We start from the raw sequence: 14,726 nt of genomic DNA on the forward strand, positions 1-14,726 counted from the left end.
TGATCTAAGCATGCGCTATGATCACCTATGCGGTATTAGCACCCGTTTCCGGATGTTATCCCCCTCTTATGGGCAGGTTCCCCACGTGTTACTCACCCGTTCGCCACTCATCCACACTCTGCAAGCAGAGTGCTTCAGCGTTCGACTTGCATGTATTAGGCATACCGCCAGCGTTCGTCCTGAGCCAGGATCAAACTCTCATTTTAAGTTTGACTTGCTCATTGTATTACTTGTGAGTTAACCATGTTAACTCGTTTGTTGCCTTCGACTCCAAAAGAATCGAAGACCCCTGCACATTTGGTTGTTTCTACTTTGTTCAGTTTTCAAAGATCTATCTCGTTCAGCTCTTTATTTCGTGTTGTTCCGTTCGAGCTGACCTTTATAACATTACATTGTTTTCAATTAGATGTCAACAACTTTTTTAAAAAGTTTTTTTCGTGCATTTGATCCGCACAACGCTGACACAAAGGAAAACTTTGGCTGCTGTTATTCAACAACGAATATAACTATACCAAGTTTTCCATCTTTCGTCAACAGGTTTTCGAATATTTATTAATTATTTTTCGAGTGGGCTAAAACAAAGCTTTACTTGACCAGCTTTATTCTTCCTTCATAAATGAAAAATCAGCTTCGTCTCTTTTTGTAATCATTAACAGTCCATCTCCTACTGGCAGGATTACCGCATCCATTGCCGGATGATCAAGAACTACATCAAGAAACTCATTTAATTTTCTGTGGATCTTTCTTGTACGTTTCGGAATGTCCTTTTCATCATTAAGTATCGTTCCACCTTGGAGAACATCGTCAACAGCTAATACACCACCCATTTTCAGAATACGATAACACTCGGGAAAGAAACTGTAGTATTTTGCTTTAGCACTATCCATGAAAATGAAATCTTTTGAATTAGACTTTATTTTTTCCAGCCATTCATTGGCCTGACCTTCTAATAGGGTGACTTTATCTTTTAGCCCCAGGAGCTTGAAGTTAGTTTCCGCTTTAGCAATCATGTCCGGATTCCGTTCAATTGTTGTCACGTGTCCATCCCGAGGCATGGATTCCAGCATAAGCGCCGCAGAAAACCCGATAGCTGTTCCAACTTCAAGTACATCTTTTGGGCTGAGCAAAGGAAGCAGCCATTTAAAGAACGCGACTGTTTCGTGAGGGATGACAGGAACACGGTTTTCATTCGCCCATTTTTCAATCTCCAGCAATTTACCTTCTAACTGCTTCTGGTCCCTTCTAAGAAATTCTCTAACGTCGTTATTGATCACAGGACGGTCCATCATTTCATTCCGTTTATGCATAGTCGTTTCCTCTTTTCTTTTATTTTCTCTATTTTACACTGATTTATCTACTTAACCAAGATTGATTCTGTTATAATGAAAATGTGAAAACACGAAAAATCAGATGAGAAGGAGCTTTCCATTTATGCTTATCAAACAACTATCAGTCCCTAAAAATAGCGTCACAACTATTTCTGAATCAGCTACTTTACAGGAAGCAATTGCTTTATTAGAAGAAACCGGCTTCCGTTGTGTGCCTGTGCTGGATAAAAGCGGCCGTATTTTCCGTGGAAATATCTACAAAATGCACATTTATCGCCACAAGGCCAATGGTGGAGACATGGACCTCCCGGTGACCCACTTACTTAAGAACGCGACCAAGTATGTACACATTAATTCGTCGTTCTTTAAAATCTTCTTTATGATCAAAGACTTACCATATATTACTGTGTTAGATGAGAACAATAATTTCTACGGTATTCTGACTCACAGCACATTGATCGACTTGCTTCAGCAGTCCTGGAGTATCGACCAGGGAAGTTATGTTCTTACCATTGCTACTCCTGGTGAAAGAGGAGATCTGGCTAATATCTCCAAACTGATCAACCGCTACTGTTCAATCATGAGCTGTATTACTCTTGATGTCCAGAGAGAGAACATGGTCCGCCGCACAATCATGACCCTGGAACCTGGGGTCTCACGAAAAACTGTTGACGAAATCTCGAAGGTTCTTGACAGAAAAGGCTTCAAGGTTGTACAGGTTGAAGACCTTCATAACGATTAAGATTAAATAGAAAAACAGTGCTGCTCCTATTATCGCTCTTCTAAAAGAGAACACTAGGGACATGCACTGTTTTTTTGCGCCAAACTTGTTTAATTTTCCATGCGTTTATTGAAGTTCAGTTTCTTATCCAGTGAAAGGATGATTGGTATCCCGACTCCCATAGTAACAAACTGTCCAAGGAATACTGTCAGGTATGTTAACCAGAAAACTTCCTCTACCCCAATAAGCAGGAGCATCAGTGCGATCATGAAGCTGAACACCGAAAATATAACGGTATTGATCATCATCTTCTTAATCGGTGACTGGATTTTCTTCGTTACAATAAAGAAAACAATAAATGAGACAATCGTATGACCAACTCCAAGAATCCAGTCGTATACTCCAAAAGGAGAGAGAATCAGATTTGTCAGGACGACTCCGGCTGTTACACCATAAGCATACTTTTTATTGAAGACTGCCAGATGGTTCAGCATTTCAGATAATCTGAACTGAATCGCTCCAAAACCAAACGGAGCGATAAGTAGTGTGATACCTGTGTAAAGGGCTCCTATTATGGCGTTTAATACCCATTGCTTTGTTTTCATTTTTTCATTTCCTCCTAGTTTTTATATCGTGGGTTGACGCTTTCGAACCACGGTCGTTTTTAGACAACGAGGATAAGCTTAGCATGCTTACATCAATTTTTCAATACACAAAAAAGACAGACTCCAGTCATTCCGACTAGATTCCGTCTTTACTAAGTATAGTAAGGCCTTAGATATGTTTATATTTATTTGACAAACCCACACTGATAGACAGGGCCTCATCAACAGCATTCATCGTTTCAGCATCCAGCTGCGTGACTTGGTCTTTCAGTCGCTGTTTATCAATCGTTCTGATCTGTTCAAGCAGAATGACAGAATTTTTTTCCAGTCCCTGATTGGCACTGACCTCCACATGTGTCGGCATCTTACCTTTTTCGATTCTTGTTGTGATTGCCGCAACAATAACTGTCGGGCTATATTTGTTTCCAACATTGTTCTGTATAATTAGAACAGGGCGCATACCGCCTTGTTCCGATCCAACTACCGGGGATAAATCTGCATAAAAAATATCTCCACGCTTAACCATAGGCTTTCCTCCTTGAAGGAGCCTTTCAGATAAGGTCGTGTTCCGTTTGAAGAGCTGCCGGAACCTTGTTACCAGATATGAGTATGCGCTTCGCTCTCGCATCCATCAAATTCGGAACAGATTTCCAAATTGATGTGTCCCATTTCTGCATATCCCTTCCTCATGGCATCCATTTTATTCATTGTTTCCCGAACAAAGCAGTGGAAAATGTCAGACATGAGTTCCGTTTCTTCAGTATCTGTCTCCATGCAATATTCTTCGATATCTTCGTAAACTGATTGATCAAGTTCAATAACCATTTTTCTATTGCTATGCTCTTTCATGAATATGCCCTCCAAAATATACTGATAAAAAAGCTAAACAGCCAGCTTACTTGACACCAGTGTCAGAAGCTTCAATGAATACTCAGCCATAAGAAATGTAGAATCTCTTTCCTTTTCTGCTAGTTTATCATGAAAGGCGAACAAATTGAACCACTCTTTGTGACAATTCTTTGACTCAAAAAACCGCTCATCAAGACGTTTGTTATTTGTTTTCTAAAATAACCTGTGCTACTGCGATCGTTCCTGTATGAGAAATCGATACCCAGGCCTTTCCAGGGAAAGGACATACGGTGATCGTAGGTTTTCCCTGATCATCTGGCAGGATTTCAACATCACGAAAAGTCAGCTTACCGATGCCTGTTCCCAAGGCCTTAGAGTACGCTTCTTTTGCTGAAAATCGGCCGGCTAAAAATTCTATCTTTCTCGTTCCTTTTAATGAATGAAAATACTCCAGTTCATTAGTTGTCAGAACTCGATCAGCAAAGGATGGTCTTTTTATGTACGCTTTATTGATCCGTTCAATATCGACTATGTCCAGTCCGATACCAGCAATCATCTGTCTTCCTCAATTCTATAACTCAATATTAAATCAATCAGCTACTGTATTATGTTACCAGATTAAATAATAAAAGTCATTTCATATAATTTAAGATTAGATTAAAAAGAACCGGCTGATCACCTGTTCAATGTAACAAGAACAGATGATCAGTCGGCTAGTTTTATTTATTCAGTTCGCTCATTAGTTTGAACGGCGGTTATTTGAACGGTTCCCTTTATCTCCAGAACGTCCTTTACCTTTATAGTTGCGGTTTCCACCTTTACCTCTACGGTTGTTGGAATAGTTTCCTTTTCCTTTTCCGCCACGGCCACCGCCACGTCGCTTATCTTTGCTTGGAAGCGGACGCTGAGGTGTGATGCTTACTGGTACATCTGTCGGATCTTTAACCATGTTCTTAACTAAAGCAGCAGCCAGATCTTCAGCTGAGTATGAACTCAGAAGCTTTTCAGCAGCAGCTTCGTACTTATCCAGGCCGTTCTGATCGATCATTTCCTGAATGTCTGCCATAGCTGTCTTGAGCTGACTTTCAAGCGCTTCGTCGTTTGTAGGCGGACGAAGAGACGTCATTGGCTGTTTAGTCAGTTTTTCAACTGTACGCAGGTAGCCCATTTCATGAGGCGTGACGAATGTAACAGCTACGCCTTCTTCACCAGCACGTCCAGTACGTCCGATACGGTGAACATAACTTTCAGGATCTTGAGGAATGTCATAGTTGTATACGTGTGACAGTCCGCTGACATCCAGCCCCCTGGCAGCGACGTCTGTTGCTACTAGGATATCGATTTTACCTTTTTTAAAGTCTTTCAAGACGCTCATACGCTTGCCTTGAGAAAGGTCTCCATGGATTCCTTCAGCCTGGTATCCGCGCATTTCAAGTCCTTTAGCCAGTTCATCGACACGTCTTTTCGTACGTCCGAATACGATAGCTGACTTAGGATTCTGTACATCCAGCAGGCGAGTCATGATATCAAACTTCTCGTTGTCTCGCGCTTTTGTATAGTACTGTTGGATAGTTGAAGCAGATAGTGTTTTCGTTTTGATACGAACTGTTTCAGGGTCCTGCATGAAGCGTTCACCGATACGTTTGATCGGAGCCGGCATAGTTGCTGAGAATAGCAAGGTCTGACGCTCAGCTGGTACTTCCTGAATAATTGTTTCGATATCTTCGATGAATCCCATATTAAGCATTTCATCAGCTTCGTCTAGTACCAATGTCTGAACCTGGTTCAGTTTCAATGTTTTACGACGGATGTGGTCAAGCATACGACCAGGTGTTCCAACAACTATTTGTGCGCCACCTTTGATCTGCTTGATCTGACGTCCGATGTCTGCTCCACCGTAGACACATGTTACTTTCACACGCTTGTCTTTGCTTAAACGGAATAGTTCTTCTTGTGTCTGGATAGCCAGTTCACGAGTAGGGGCGATAACAAGCCCTTGAACATTGTGGTTTTTGACGTCGATTTTCTGAAGCATAGGCAGACCGAAAGCGGCAGTTTTACCTGTTCCTGTCTGTGCTTGTCCGATGACGTCTTTTCCTGCAAGTGCAAGCGGGATCGTCTGCTCCTGGATTGGTGTTGTTTCTTCAAATCCCATATTCTGTACGGATTTGAGTAGTTCAGGTAGTAAATCTAGTTCATTAAATTTCAAAGAATGTTTCCTCCTAATATTTTCCTTAGCGTTCATTCGTTTACGAGCCAAGGTACAGTCACTCTTACATAAGAGAAACTTCGAAAGCAATGAACAGATTTGTATCGTTTCTGTTCAAATAAAGACCCTAGTGTTCGTCACTCAATTTCGATGCGAGACACCAGGGATCATAGTTAACTTGACTCAGTATTTAATTTTAAATTCTATACGGATAATTCGACGTATCCATTAAACGAACGGTTCACTTCATTCCAGATGTTATCTTAACACGTGAGCAACTTGTTTTCAACTCGTTTTCATACCTCTATAAAATGAATACGTTTTACACTTATTCCTCGTGACTTAACTTAGTCACAACTTCAAGCATCCCTGTACTCAGGCTTGACTTCAGTAGAACCGTATCTTCTTCTTTGATCTGTTTCTCCAGATAATCAACTAACGGCTGCTTGTCTCCTTCAAAATGCTGAAGGTTCTGCTCATTCATTTGAGGTAGCAGTTTATCATATAAAGCTTTCATCTCTTTTCCGTACAAGACAACCAGGTCGACTTTCTTAGGGTCGATCGCTTCACTCAAACTTTCATGCATGGCTCTGGAATGCTCACCTAGTTCAAGCACGTCTCCTAGTACAATGATTTTTCGCTTAGGGACATTGATTTCCTGGAAATAACGTAGAACGGCTTTCATTGATGATGGACTGGCGTTGTATGCGTCGTTGAGCAGAGTGGATTCATTGATTCCATCGATCCATTCAAGACGGTTCTTAGTCAGTTCAAAGTTCTCAAGCTGGACATAGGCTTCCGTATTGGATATACCGATCTCTTCTCCAACTAGAACAGCAGCCAGTGCATTTTGAACGTTGTAGATTCCAGGGACCGGCAGCGTGCATAACTGTTCAGGATCCGCATTAGTCGTAAAGACGGTCTGCTTTAACCTGGCTTCCACTGTGACCGGATATAGATCTACGCCTTCTTCTTTTCCGAAAGTCAGACGCTTGCCTACAGTCGCATCCACATACCCTGCTGCTATTTTATCTTGAAGCAGCGGCTCTTTGCCTGGATAGATCAGTGTGCCGTTCGACATCCCTTTAACGATTTCAAGTTTAGCTTCAGAAATTGCATCACGCGACCCGAGAAATTCAATGTGAGATTCTCCGATCATCGTAATCACAGCAATGTCAGGATGAGCCAGCTCAGAAAGCACTTCGATTTCCCCTCGTTCACTCATTCCCATTTCAAGTACCAGCACTTCTGTATCCTCCGGCATATTGAGTATCGTAAACGGCAGTCCCAGGTGATTGTTGAAGTTCCCGACTGTCTTATACGTCCGGTATCTGGCAGAAGCAACGGCTGCGACCATGTCTTTCGTTGTAGTCTTTCCGTTACTTCCAGTAATCCCAATGACTTTAGGCCCTACTTTGTTCAGATAATACTGCGCAAAATGCTGAAAGGCTTTTTCCGTATCCGCTACTCCTATGATCGGGAAGCCTTCCGGAGCTTTCTCTGTGTCATCACTCCAGAAACTGGCAGCCGCTCCTTTTTCAATCGCTGCTTCGATAAAATCATGCCCGTTCCTCTCAGCAGTCAGAGGGATGAACAGGTCACCGGGCTGCAGCGAGCGAGTATCAAACGATACGCCTTCTATCTTCAGATTGTCGTCCCCATCAATCAACTTACCATCTACAGCTGAAGCTATTTCATTTAATGTCCATTTAGCCATTGTTTCTCTCCGTCCCTTCTGTTCCTTGATTCCTTCTTACTTGTTTCGTCTTGTATTAAGCTCAAGACGGTCCTTGTGACGTCTGATACCTAGCTGAATTACTTCTTCAATCAGATCTTCATAAGGCAAACCCGTTTTTTCCCATGCTCTAGGATACATACTGTTGTTCCTAAACCCAGGGAAAGTGTTGACTTCATTGACGTAGACTTCTCCATCTTCAGTAAGGAAGAAATCGACACGAGACACCCCAGCGCCATCGATTGCGTGAAAGGCACGCGCTGCCAGCTCCCTCAGCTTTTTGGTCAACTCATCTGAAATATCTGAAGGGACCTGTCTAATCACTTCCTGGTTCAGGTACTTGTCTTCATAGTCATAAAAAGGCTTATGCTTGATAAGTTCACCTGGAACTGATGTATGAATGTCTTCATTGCCTAAGACAGCTACTTCGATTTCTCTCGCTTTGACACCTTTTTCCACGACGATTCTTGTATCGTATTCGAATGCGAGTTCGATCGCCTCTTTTAACTTGGTTTCTTCAAGCACTCGGGTAATACCCACGCTTGAGCCCAGATTGGCCGGCTTGACGAACATCGGGAAGCCTAAAGACTGAATCAGACCGTCCTTGACTTTATCAGGATCAACTTTCCAGTCAGTCAGTTTTACCTCATTGTAAGGCAGGATTGGCAGGCCTGCTTCTTTAAATACGCTTTTACTGATGATTTTATCCATACCGACAGCACTTGCAAGCACGCCAGCTCCTACATAAGGAATGTCGAACACTTCAAAGAGACCTTGGACCGTCCCATCTTCACCATTCGGGCCGTGAAGCACCGGGAAAGCTACCGATTCACCTTCCATCATTTCAGTGAAATTGAACGGCTGTTTCTTGGCGATCTGATTCATTTCTTCCACTTCAGGAATACCATCTTTACTGTTCACATTTCCAGCCTTGTACCACTGACCTTCCCTTGTGATATAAACCGGTATGACTGTGTAATGATCATAATATATTTTCTGTAAAATCGAGTAAGCGGATTTGATGGATACTTCATGTTCCGCACTCTTTCCTCCATAGATCAGATAAAGTTTCATTCGTTTCCTCCTGTATTAAGCTGATAGTTTATTACATAGGCAAAACAGAATTTAATCCCATTTTAGCATATTTTCCCGCAGCAACAATATAATTGGGTATCGAATACCAATTATATTTTGGGCAAAGAAAAAAGCCCTGGCTAGCCAGAGCTTTAAACCGATTATTCTTCGTCTGCAAGACCGTATTTTTTGTTGAAACGGTCGATACGTCCATCTGCCTGAGCAAATTTCTGACGTCCAGTGTAGAACGGATGAGAGTCAGATGTAACCTCCATACGGATAAGCGGATACTCTTTTCCATCTTCCCATTCAACTGTTTCGTTTGATGTTGTAGTAGACCCTGACATGAATTTAAATCCTGTCGTTGTGTCCATGAACACTACTTGACGATATTCTGGATGAATTCCTTGTTTCATATCTTTTTCACTCCTTCATGCCATGAAACCTCTGCGGCTCCATAGTTATCCTAATCCTTTAAGTCAGCGACTGGGTGATCAGTGCTAAGCACTGGTCTCCTTCATCGGCTTGATTATATATGCAACACTAGACATACTAACATATCCTGCCGTCTGTTGCAATGGATTGTCCCATTTTTCTGCGCATTATTTAGATGATTACTGCTTAAGTACTTTTTCTACAAAGGCGGCATTCTTCCCGTAACGTCTCAATGTCTTGATGAACTGATCCGTATACTCCAGTGAATCATTGCGCATCCCTCTACGCAGTTTGTAGACCGCTTCGTATTCTTCTTTGGAAAGAAGCATTTCTTCCTTACGGGTACTTGATTTTTTAATATCGATTGCCGGATAGATGCGTCGTTCAGCCAGTTCTCGGGACAGATGGACTTCCATGTTACCCGTTCCTTTGAACTCTTCATAAATGACATCGTCCATTCGGCTTCCAGTATCCACTAATGCTGTTGCGACGATCGTCATGCTGCCACCTTCTTCAACATTACGGGCAGACCCGAAGAAACGTTTTGGTCTGTAAAGAGCTGCAGGATCGATCCCACCGGAAAGCGTACGCCCACTTGGCTGTTCCACAAGGTTATACGCTCTAGCCAGACGAGTGATGCTGTCCATAAGGATGACTACATCCTGCTTGTCCTCAACCAATCGTCTGGCACGTTCGAGAACCAGTTCGCTCACTTTGACGTGGTTCTGCGGCTGCTGATCGAATGTCGAATGAACGACTTCTCCATCGATGCTCCGTTCCAGATCGGTTACCTCTTCGGGGCGTTCATCAATAAGCAGGACAATCAGTTCAACTTCCGGATGATTTGCCTTTATTCCGTTGGCAATTTCTTTGAGCAATGTCGTCTTCCCTACCTTAGGCGGTGCGACAATCAGTCCTCTCTGTCCGAACCCGATCGGAGCCACGAGATCGATCATCCGTGCAGACAGTTCGTTCTCGGATGATTCAAGGTTGATTCGACGATCCGGATACAACGGTGTAAGGGCCGGGAAGTGAGGGCGTTCTCTAGCTTCTTCAGGATTCTTTCCATTGACCAGTTTGACGTTCATCAGTCCGTAGTACCGTTCTCCCGCTTTAGGCGGACGCGCTGTACCGGTGATTTTATCTCCATTTCTCAAGCTGAAACGCGTCATCTGAGAGGCTGAAATATAAATATCTTCGTTACTGTGAGAGTAATTGATCGGACGTAAAAAACCAAAGTCCTGGCTGTTGATTTTATCAAGCACCCCGCTGACCTGGAAATACCCCTGTTTTTCTTCCTGCGCGCGAATAACAGCTAGAGACAGTTCCTTTTTGTTCATCTGACTGTAATAAGGTATTTTCAACCGCTTAGCATGCTCATAAATCTCTTTTAAAGTCATGTTCTGTAAATCACTGAAAGTTAAAAATTTTGCCACTCGTCCCTATCCCCTATTCCTATAATTTAATCGCCACTCTCTTCCATGTAAATGTCTGCGCCTAAAGCGGTCAATTTTTCTACAATATGATCATATCCTCTAAGAATATTATCTACTCCGTCAATGGTCATCTGTCCTTCAGCAATCAGACCAGCTACTACAAGACAGGCTCCGGCTCTCAAATCACTGGCTTTGACTTCGGTTCCTTCAAGATGTGTGCCACCTTCGATCAGGATGACATCACTTTCCACACGAGCCTTAGCACCCATACGGTTCAGTTCCGGAATGTGCTTGATGCGTTTCGGATAAATCGTATCAACAATCATCGATTCACCTTGGGCCATCATAAGCAGAGGTGTAAACGGCTGCTGCAAGTCGGTCGCAAAACCAGGATAAGGCAGTGTCTTTATAGAAACACCTCTCAGATTCCCTTCCGGCTTGGTGATACGAACGTAATCTTCCCCAATTTCAAGAGGCACGCCCATTTCCTCCATTTTTGCGATCAAACTTTCTAGATGCTCGACAATGACGTTGCGGATAACGACATCTTTCCCTTTTGCCGCAGCCATGATCAGGTACGTGCCTGCTTCGATGCGGTCAGGAATTACAGTGTGACGGCATCCATGCATCTCTTCGACACCATCTATACGGATAATGTCTGTTCCTGCTCCACGTACTTTTGCCCCCATATTATTTAGAAGCGTCGCTACATCAATGATTTCAGGTTCACGCGCAGCGTTTTCGATGATCGTTCTGCCTTTAGCTTTTACTGCTGCCAGCATGACATTGATCGTTGCTCCAATGGACACGACGTCAAAGTAGACACGCGCCGCCTGGAGACCATCTTCATCTGTCTTGAGATACATTGCACCCATTTCATTGTCAACAGTAGCACCCAAGGCTCTGAACCCTTTCAGGTGCTGGTCGATTGGACGCGGACCAAGGAAGCATCCACCAGGAAGACCCACGACGCCTTGTCCGAACTTAGTAAGTAACGCGCCCATAAAATAATAAGACGCTCTTAAGCTTTTGATTTTACCCGTAGGCATGGGAACCGATACCATCTCTGTAGGATCTACTGTCAGAGTTGTGCCTTCAAAGTGCGTTTTTACATTCATGTCATTAAGGATTTCGATGAGCGAGTGGACGTCTGCAATGTTTGGTACGCCTTCCAGCGTAACAGGTGAATCAGCAAGAATTGACGCTGGAATCAGCGCTACTGTGCTGTTCTTTGCTCCTGAAATCGTTACTTCCCCGGATAAGTCATGTCCACCATTTACGATTAATTTTTGTGTCATTATAAGTCCTCACTTTTGTTTATACGATTATTGGTTGTCTGAAGTTCTCTATTTGTAATATTAAGTCATTCTACTTTTCAAAGTCGGACTGCTTACAGTTTAACGATACGCCTTGCGAATGGCAAGCTGGACAGTCTGTCATATAAGGCGATAGCCAGTAGCATTTTAAGCGCATCAATAGGAAGAAAGACCGTCAGATTCATACTGACAATGCTCACAAGTGAAATCGGTGAGTCAAGAACGGTATTCATAAGAATATACTGGTAGCTCATGCCTGTTATATACAGCACGCCTAATCCCAGGCTCATGATCCCTGTCATTTCACATTTGTTTCTCTGTTTCTTTAATCCTGACCCGACTATCCATGCGACCGCCAGTGCTCCCACAATATAACCGAAAGACGGAGAAAGAATACTTCCCATGCCTCCGCTTCCCCCAGCAAATACAGGCATTCCGATCAAGCCCATAACGATATACAAAATAATCGTCATCAGACCTTTGACTGGCCCTAATAACGCCGGAATGAATAAAAAGAAGAATACTTGTAAAGTGATTGGGATAACTCCAATTGGCAAGACGACAATTGAAGAGACGGCAAGGAGTGCTGCGGATAAGGCTATTTGAGTAAGGTCATGTGCAGATGGTTTTTTCATTTCTTTAACCTACTAACATTTCATTTAGTTTATAGCGAACTACCAATGAAGATATTCTCTTTATCAGAAGTTCATGTACATTTCTTTGGAATACAAACGGTTAACATGTGACAATGTGAACAAGGCATTAAAACGTACAGTTGCCCACAATCATAATCATACAGGGTTTACTTTTTTTTTCAACATAAAAATACAGAACACTAACGATTGTTAATGTTCTGTAAGAATTTATTCGCTTTAAAACCCATATTGTTCTTCTTTAATGCGCCTAGCCTCTGTATACGTTTCGGAAAGGATCATCGTATCTTCTACAAGACGCTCGATCCTGAATACTGCATCTTCATTGACAATCTTCTTGCGGTAGAAGTCTCTTTCTTCCATGAAGGTGTAGGTCTGAACGATTTGAGCCTTCATATAAGCAAGGATCGGTTTGAGTTGTGTTTCAGCAATAAGGTAATGTTTGGATGACCCCGCTGTCACCAGTATGCCTGCTGTTTTGTCTCTCAGTCCATCCTGAGGAAGCAGGTCGAACACGTTTTTCAAAGAGCCGGGAATGGATGCCTGAAAGATTGGTGTACCTATGAGGATGATGTCAGACGCCATAATCGTCTCGGTCACAACTTTTGTGTCTCCCTTATATTCTCTGAAGTCCCGTCCATCACTGAAAACCAGCTCAAAATCAGCCAGATCCAGAAGGGTAACCTCATGATCAGGATAGTTTCGTTCAATGATATCTTTTGTATAGTTCATCGCTGTTCGCGTTTTAGACCCGATCGTCGAGCCGGATAGCAGGGTAATATTCACTCTAGTCACTCCTTATGCTTTCGCTTTGGCTGTATGCTTTTTGACTGCCGGTAAAATCTCATTTCCTATCAGCTCTATATTTCTCATGATCTTATCAAACGGCACGCCGCCGAAATCCATTTGAGCGATATAGCGCTGGTGATTGAATGTCTCATGCTGGTAAAGGATTTTCTCGATGATCTCCTGGGGGCTGCCGACGTTCATGATATTTTTTAGATGAGTACCCTGGGCAAATGCTTGCTTAGGGAAACCACGTCCATTTGTCAGCTTCATGCCTTCGTTGATATGCGGGTAATATTCTTTCAATGCCTGTTGCGTCGTGTCCGCTGCATAAAAGAAGCCAGCTGTCGCAACAGGAAATTCTGATGAATCCTGGCCAAGACTTTCAAGTGTTTCTCTATAGGCATCAATCGGACGCTTGAATACAGACGCTGGTCCTCCTAGCATCGCTTGGTACATCGGCACGCCCTGATAAGCAGCTTTCATTGCACTGGCCGGTGTGCCACCGACAGCACGCCATATCGGCAGGCTTCCATTAAGCGGACGTGGAAGAATATGCGCATCCCTTAGTGGTTGACGAAATTCTCCTTCCCAGTTGACGACTTCTTCTTTATTTATTTGTAGCAGAAGTTCAAATTTCTCTTCAAACAGTTCTTCATAATCATGCAGATCATATCCTAAAAGCTCGAACAAGCCTACACGGGAAGCCCGTCCCGCTACGATTTCTGCCCGGCCACCTGAAATCAGATCGATCGTGGCAAAGTCTTCGTAGACTCTCACCGGGTCAGACGTACTGATGATTGTGGATGAACTGCTCACTTTAATTTTTTCTGTCGCCTGGGCGATTGCCGACAGGACAACCGAGTGCGCCTGCGTAGTGAAGTGATCCTGATGGCTTTCTCCTACGCTGATCAGGTCAATGCCTGCTTCTTCTGCCAGCTTAGCCATTTCAATGATTTCCTGCAGCCGCTGCTGAGGGGAAATCCGTTTGTCTATATGCGGATTCTTTAAATGGTCACCTAAAGTATACAAGCCGAACTCCAGGCCTTTGCTGTCATCGATTCGGTATTGTTCAAAACTCATGTCATCACTCTTTTCGTTTAAATTTCAGTCGGTGCTTCGACTTTTACTGGGGTATCTCATTCAGATTCGGCGGGCAGAGGATATCATAGCCTCATTTTTCCCCGCCCAAGCGAATTGTTCTAGTTTCAGTAGCAGCAATCCAGTCTTTCTAATGACTTATATGTGCTTCACTTTACCTTCCGTTACCCAGTATACACCACAAACTAACTTATAGTAAGCCTTTTACCTCGAATTCGTACGACTTTTTCACCCGACTCGTTCTGCTTGGCGTCTTTTAAGGGCTTTTAAAGTGGACAGCGGTCGGTCGATCCGACCGCTTCATTATTTTGAACTGCCGGGTTTGTGGAGGTTCTATCGGTTTTGGGGTGGCTTGGTGATTGCCCCGTAACTCGGACGCTTTTCCTATTTGAGTGCCTGCGCTATCGGGTTTGCTCCCTTACTCGGATGACTTTTCGCTTTGAGTGCCGGTGCTATCGGGATTGCTCCCTTACTCGGA

General features: G+C 43.3%; 15 protein-coding genes and 1 rRNA gene. 1 reads left to right on the plus strand and 15 read right to left on the minus strand.

The annotated features are described in order from the left end of the window. Positions 1-206 (minus strand): 16S ribosomal RNA (locus tag BLR76_RS03320); the annotation flags it as partial. A 393-nt stretch (positions 207-599) separates the two neighbouring features. Next, complete coding sequence (locus BLR76_RS03325) at positions 600-1,307, minus strand: O-methyltransferase (protein WP_091265408.1); 708 nt, start codon at positions 1,305-1,307, stop codon at positions 600-602. A 124-nt stretch (positions 1,308-1,431) separates the two neighbouring features. Between BLR76_RS03325 and cbpA the strand changes: the two genes are divergently transcribed. Beyond that, positions 1,432-2,070 carry a cyclic di-AMP binding protein CbpA gene (cbpA, locus tag BLR76_RS03330; RefSeq protein ID WP_091265410.1) on the plus strand — a complete coding sequence of 213 codons (639 nt, stop codon included), beginning with the start codon at positions 1,432-1,434 and terminating at the stop codon, positions 2,068-2,070. A gap of 89 nt (positions 2,071-2,159) precedes the next feature. Here cbpA and BLR76_RS03335 read toward each other — a convergent pair whose 3' ends face one another. The 13 genes from BLR76_RS03335 to BLR76_RS03395 form a co-directional block, all read right to left on the minus strand. Next, on the minus strand, positions 2,160-2,654 hold the full coding sequence (locus tag BLR76_RS03335) for a QueT transporter family protein (protein ID WP_091265412.1): 495 nt from the start codon (positions 2,652-2,654) through the stop codon (positions 2,160-2,162). Between the two features lie 169 nt (positions 2,655-2,823). Then, positions 2,824-3,180 carry a type II toxin-antitoxin system PemK/MazF family toxin gene (locus BLR76_RS03340; RefSeq protein ID WP_091265415.1) on the minus strand — a complete coding sequence of 119 codons (357 nt, stop codon included), beginning with the start codon at positions 3,178-3,180 and terminating at the stop codon, positions 2,824-2,826. 68 nt (positions 3,181-3,248) lie between these two features. Beyond that, on the minus strand, positions 3,249-3,503 hold the full coding sequence (locus BLR76_RS03345; protein ID WP_091265418.1) for a hypothetical protein: 255 nt from the start codon (positions 3,501-3,503) through the stop codon (positions 3,249-3,251). Between the two features lie 202 nt (positions 3,504-3,705). Further along, positions 3,706-4,059, minus strand: coding sequence for a holo-ACP synthase (acpS, locus tag BLR76_RS03350; RefSeq protein ID WP_091265420.1), 354 nt, complete (start codon positions 4,057-4,059; stop codon positions 3,706-3,708). Between the two features lie 183 nt (positions 4,060-4,242). Next, on the minus strand, positions 4,243-5,712 hold the full coding sequence (cshA, locus tag BLR76_RS03355) for a degradosome RNA helicase CshA (protein ID WP_091265423.1): 1,470 nt from the start codon (positions 5,710-5,712) through the stop codon (positions 4,243-4,245). Between the two features lie 328 nt (positions 5,713-6,040). After that, positions 6,041-7,429 carry a UDP-N-acetylmuramoyl-tripeptide--D-alanyl-D-alanine ligase gene (locus tag BLR76_RS03360; protein WP_091265424.1) on the minus strand — a complete coding sequence of 463 codons (1,389 nt, stop codon included), beginning with the start codon at positions 7,427-7,429 and terminating at the stop codon, positions 6,041-6,043. Between the two features lie 36 nt (positions 7,430-7,465). After that, complete coding sequence (locus BLR76_RS03365; RefSeq protein WP_091265427.1) at positions 7,466-8,521, minus strand: D-alanine--D-alanine ligase family protein; 1,056 nt, start codon at positions 8,519-8,521, stop codon at positions 7,466-7,468. 161 nt (positions 8,522-8,682) lie between these two features. Continuing rightward, positions 8,683-8,937, minus strand: a complete 255-nt coding sequence (locus BLR76_RS03370; protein ID WP_091265428.1) for a type B 50S ribosomal protein L31 — start codon at positions 8,935-8,937, stop codon at positions 8,683-8,685. 198 nt (positions 8,938-9,135) lie between these two features. Then, positions 9,136-10,392 (minus strand): transcription termination factor Rho, encoded by a 1,257-nt coding sequence (rho, locus tag BLR76_RS03375; protein WP_091265431.1) that lies wholly within the window; start codon positions 10,390-10,392, stop codon positions 9,136-9,138. A 26-nt stretch (positions 10,393-10,418) separates the two neighbouring features. Then, positions 10,419-11,690, minus strand: coding sequence for a UDP-N-acetylglucosamine 1-carboxyvinyltransferase (locus BLR76_RS03380; protein ID WP_091265434.1), 1,272 nt, complete (start codon positions 11,688-11,690; stop codon positions 10,419-10,421). A 92-nt stretch (positions 11,691-11,782) separates the two neighbouring features. Next, complete coding sequence (locus tag BLR76_RS03385; protein WP_091265437.1) at positions 11,783-12,343, minus strand: biotin transporter BioY; 561 nt, start codon at positions 12,341-12,343, stop codon at positions 11,783-11,785. 237 nt (positions 12,344-12,580) lie between these two features. Further along, positions 12,581-13,147: an NADPH-dependent FMN reductase gene (locus tag BLR76_RS03390; protein ID WP_091265440.1), complete on the minus strand. Its 567-nt coding sequence runs from the start codon at positions 13,145-13,147 to the stop codon at positions 12,581-12,583. Positions 13,148-13,159: 12 nt separating this feature from the next. Beyond that, positions 13,160-14,230, minus strand: a complete 1,071-nt coding sequence (locus BLR76_RS03395; RefSeq protein ID WP_091265443.1) for an LLM class flavin-dependent oxidoreductase — start codon at positions 14,228-14,230, stop codon at positions 13,160-13,162. Positions 14,231-14,726 lie beyond the last annotated feature (496 nt).

The sequence above is a fragment of the Alkalibacterium thalassium genome, assembly GCF_900101165.1.
Lineage (GTDB): Bacteria > Bacillota > Bacilli > Lactobacillales > Carnobacteriaceae_A > Alkalibacterium > Alkalibacterium indicireducens.

Coding starts and splice junctions, on each gene's coding strand:
- acpS (WP_091265420.1), bottom strand. CDS start 4,059: ATGATTGCTGGTATCGGACTGGACATAGTCGATATTGAACGGATCAAT.
- BLR76_RS03345 (WP_091265418.1), bottom strand. CDS start 3,503: ATGAAAGAGCATAGCAATAGAAAAATGGTTATTGAACTTGATCAATCA.
- BLR76_RS03335 (WP_091265412.1), bottom strand. CDS start 2,654: ATGAAAACAAAGCAATGGGTATTAAACGCCATAATAGGAGCCCTTTAC.
- BLR76_RS03325 (WP_091265408.1), bottom strand. CDS start 1,307: ATGCATAAACGGAATGAAATGATGGACCGTCCTGTGATCAATAACGAC.
- BLR76_RS03365 (WP_091265427.1), bottom strand. CDS start 8,521: ATGAAACTTTATCTGATCTATGGAGGAAAGAGTGCGGAACATGAAGTA.
- BLR76_RS03370 (WP_091265428.1), bottom strand. CDS start 8,937: ATGAAACAAGGAATTCATCCAGAATATCGTCAAGTAGTGTTCATGGAC.
- BLR76_RS03380 (WP_091265434.1), bottom strand. CDS start 11,690: ATGACACAAAAATTAATCGTAAATGGTGGACATGACTTATCCGGGGAA.
- BLR76_RS03340 (WP_091265415.1), bottom strand. CDS start 3,180: ATGGTTAAGCGTGGAGATATTTTTTATGCAGATTTATCCCCGGTAGTT.
- BLR76_RS03360 (WP_091265424.1), bottom strand. CDS start 7,429: ATGGCTAAATGGACATTAAATGAAATAGCTTCAGCTGTAGATGGTAAG.
- cbpA (WP_091265410.1), top strand. CDS start 1,432: ATGCTTATCAAACAACTATCAGTCCCTAAAAATAGCGTCACAACTATT.
- BLR76_RS03395 (WP_091265443.1), bottom strand. CDS start 14,230: ATGAGTTTTGAACAATACCGAATCGATGACAGCAAAGGCCTGGAGTTC.
- BLR76_RS03385 (WP_091265437.1), bottom strand. CDS start 12,343: ATGAAAAAACCATCTGCACATGACCTTACTCAAATAGCCTTATCCGCA.